3 protein-coding genes are annotated in these 2,218 nt (G+C 73.4%); all 3 read right to left on the reverse strand.

Annotation, left to right across the window (positions count from 1 at the left end):
- Positions 1-70: 70 nt before the first annotated feature.
- Positions 71-865 carry an alpha/beta fold hydrolase gene (locus HG543_RS53260; RefSeq protein WP_169352620.1) on the reverse strand — a complete coding sequence of 265 codons (795 nt, stop codon included), beginning with the start codon at positions 863-865 and terminating at the stop codon, positions 71-73.
- A gap of 108 nt (positions 866-973) precedes the next feature.
- A complete protein-coding gene (locus HG543_RS53265) occupies positions 974-1,732 on the reverse strand; it encodes an amino acid ABC transporter ATP-binding protein (RefSeq protein WP_169352621.1) in 759 nt (252 codons plus the stop codon).
- Positions 1,729-2,218 (reverse strand): amino acid ABC transporter permease (locus HG543_RS53270; RefSeq protein WP_169352622.1); only part of this gene is annotated, 490 nt, incomplete at its 5' end. The genes HG543_RS53270 and HG543_RS53265, both read right to left, overlap by 4 nt.

Consider the following 2,218-nt stretch of genomic DNA (forward strand, 5'->3'; position numbering starts at 1 on the left):
ACCGCGGTGGGAGATGCACACGGTGGGTGGGAGGACGCCTTCACGCCCCGCAGGACGCGGGGGCTTGACGTCAGGCGGCGCTGCCGGCCACCACGGACCGGGGAAGTGTCGTCGGCGGGATGAAGGTCTCGGCGGGGGCGATGGCCTCCAGCCAGGGCCGCAACAGCCGGGCACACTCCTCGGGGTGGGTGAAGTAGGGCACATGTCCCGCGCCGCGCAGCAGGTGCCGGGGCGTGCCGGGCGGCAGCGACGCGCACAGCCGCTCCAGCGTGGACGGGGGCACCAGCACGTCTCGGTCCCCCTGGATGCACACGCAGGACACGGGCAGTCGGCGCAGCTCCGGCGGGGGGGCTTCCCCGTCGATGGCGAGGGCGCGGTGCCACGTGGTGACGCGCTCCTCCTTCGTGGTGGGCACCACCTCGGCCACCTGGGCGAAGGGCACCGGCTTCCACGCGGCGAGCCCCGCCGCGACGACGCCGGGCCGTCCCCAGACGGCGATGGGGCCCATCATCCCGATGACGCGCCCGCGCAGCCCCAGGTGCGAGGTGCGGGTGAAGGAGCCCAGGAAGGCCACCCCCCGCGCCGCGCCGGCCGCCGCCAGGTGCGCCGCCACCATGCCGCCGAAGGAGCTGGCCACCACCGCGTCCATGCGCCCGGCGGCCCGCAGCACCTGCCGCGCCAGCTCACCCGCGCCACACGCCGCGTGCTCGCCTTCCGGGTACTCCACCAGGACGGGCCGGGCCACGGAGGCGAGCTGGTTGGCGAGCGCCCGGAAGCCCGAGCCCCTGGCGCCCAGCCCTGGAAGCAGGAGCACTCTCGGCCCCCTGCCCTGCCCCGACTCCGTGAGCTGAACCTCTCGACGCATGTCATTCCCTCGCGAACGCGGCGAGGAACACCGCGAGCGCGTCATTTTCTGCCCGCCCTTCCCACCAGCATGCTCCGCGGGCGGGCGGGCGCAATCGCCCTTCCGGCCTCAAGACCTGGAGGCGGCGGCGCCGGCCACGCGGTCCAGGCCGAGGAAGGCCCGGGTGCGCTCGTGATGTGGACTGTCGAGCACCCGGGCCGGCGGGCCCTCCTCGATGATTCGCCCGCCATGCAACACCAGCATCCGCGAGGCCAGCTCACGCGCGAAGCGCATCTCGTGCGTCACCACCACCAGGGTGAGCCCGTCCGCGCGCAGCCGTGACAGCAGGTCCACCAGCTCTCCCACCCGCTCCGGGTCCAACGCGCTGGTGGGCTCGTCCAACAGCAGCGCCTCCGGCTCCATCGCCAGCGCCCGGGCGATGGCCACCCGCTGCTGCTCGCCGCCGGACAGCTCGGAGGGGTACGCGTCCTGCCGGTGGGACAGGCCCACCTTCGCCAGCAGCGCCCGGCCCCGCTCGCGGGCCTCGTCGCGGCCGAGGCCCTTCACGTACACCGGCGCCTCCATGACGTTGCCCAGCGCGGTGCGGTGCGCGAACAGGTGCCACTGCTGGAAGACGAAGCCCACGCGGCGGCGGATGTTCCACACCTGCTCGCCCCGCGCGCCGCCCGCCTCCAGCACGTCACCGCCCACCCGCACGGTGCCCGCATCGAAGGACTCCAGCCCGTTGAGGCACCGCAAGAGCGTGCTCTTGCCGCCGCCGGAGGGGCCCACCAGCGCCACCACCTCGCCCGGGCCGAAGGCCGCGCTGATGCCGTCCAGCACCACGCGCCCCTCGAAGCGCTTGCTCAGCTCCTTCACCTCAATCATCCGCGCTCCAGCCTCGCTTCCAGCCGCCTGGCCAGGCGGGACAGGGGGTAGCTCAGCGCCAGGTACAGCAGCGCGCACAGCGCACCGGGCAGCAACCAGCTGCGAACATCCACCGCGACAATCGTCATCCGCTTGGTCAGCTCCACCACGGAGATGACGGACACCAGCGAGCTGTCCTTGAGGAGCGCGATGAAGTCGTTGGTGACGCCCGGCAGCGCCACCCGGAAGGCCTGCGGCATCACCACCCGCCGCAGCGCCAGCCGCGTGTGCATGCCCAGCGCGAGCGCCGCCTCCATCTGCCCGCGCGGCACGGCCAGCACCCCGGCCCGGTACACCTCCGACTCGTAGGCCGCGTAGTTCAGCCCCAGCCCCAGCACCGCCGCCGCGAGCGCGTCCAGCTTCAGCACGCCCGCCAGTCCGTAATAGAGGACATAGAGTTGCAACAGCACCGGGGTGCCCCGGAACAGCTCCACATAGGTGGTGGCC

Origin of the sequence: Pyxidicoccus fallax, assembly GCF_012933655.1 — a bacterium.
Taxonomy (GTDB): domain Bacteria; phylum Myxococcota; class Myxococcia; order Myxococcales; family Myxococcaceae; genus Myxococcus; species Myxococcus fallax.